This window comes from Rhizobacter sp. P2_D12, from assembly GCF_056404395.1.
Genome location: NZ_JBFUEB010000304.1, coordinates 1 through 1,201, shown reverse-complemented (window position 1 = coordinate 1,201; position 1,201 = coordinate 1). Strand labels below are relative to the sequence as shown.

Genomic DNA, 1,201 nt, shown 5'->3' with positions numbered 1-1,201 from the left:
GTGCCAGGCCTGGCCGGCGCTGCAGCGGGCCGGGTGCGTGGTCTTGCCGAGCAGCCGGTGGCCATCGGGCAGTGACGAGATCAGCTGCCCTACCCGCACCGTCTTCAGAACCGCTTCGGCGCCGCCGACGTGATCGAGGTCGCTGTGTGAAATCACCAGCGCATCGAGCCGGCCGATGCCCCGGCCGCGCAGGTACGGCAGGATCACGCGCGTGGCGCCGCTTGCGCCCGGCGCGTACAGCGGACCGGTGTCGTACAGCAGCCGGTGGTGCTGCGTTTCGACCAGCAGCGCCATGCCCTGGCCGACATCAAACGCCGTGACGTCGAACCGGCCTGCCGTCGGCGCCTGCGGCAGGTGCGTCAGCAGCGGCGTCCAGGCTGCCAGACCCGCCCAGCGCTGCGGCCAGCCGCGCGGCGCCAGCATCCAGGCAGTGCCGGCCAGGGCCAGCACGAGGATCCACGGTGTCGGCGCGGGCGCGGTCCACACGGCCAGCGCGGGCGCGGACAACCATGTCAGGGGCCACACCAGGACGGCGATCGCCAGGTGCGCACTGCCCAGCACCAGATCGGCCAGTGGTGACGGCAGTACACTGCCGGCCAGGGCCAGCGGCGTGACGAACAGGCTGATGACGGGAATCGCCACCGCGTTTGCGAGGGGGCTGACCAGCGACACCTGGCCGAACAGCAGCAGCGTGAGCGGCGCCAGGCCCAGCGTGACGGCCCACTGGGTGCGCGCCGCTACCACGAGACCGGCGCGCCAGCCGCGCGTGGGCACGCCGAGGCGGCCACTGCACGCATACAGAATCGCCGCCACCGCCCCGAACGACAGCCAGAAGCCCGGCCACAGCATCGCCCACGGATCGCGCAGCACTGCCACGCCCAGCGCGAGACACAGCACGTGCGACATCGAGGCGATGCGCCCGCACCACAGCGCGAGCGCGACCACCGCCAGCATGTAGAAGGTGCGCTGGGCCGGCACGCCGAAGCCGGCCAGCAGCACGTACAGCAGCGCCACCACGGCACCCGCCAGCGCGGCCGCCTTCTGCGCCGGCAAGTGCAATGGCAGGTTTGCACCCGTGAAGAACGAGCGGCGCCACAGCCACGACATCGACCACGCACCCAGACCCGCCAGCATCGTGATGTGCAGGCCGGAGATGGAGACGAGATGACTGATGCCGGTCCGGTTGAACACGTCCCAGGCC

1 protein-coding gene is annotated in these 1,201 nt (G+C 71.6%); it reads right to left on the bottom strand.

The window, feature by feature from the left end:
• The coding region (locus AC1DYN_RS32635) for a ComEC/Rec2 family competence protein (RefSeq protein ID WP_477966971.1) at positions 1–1,201 on the bottom strand (1,201 nt) is incomplete at both ends.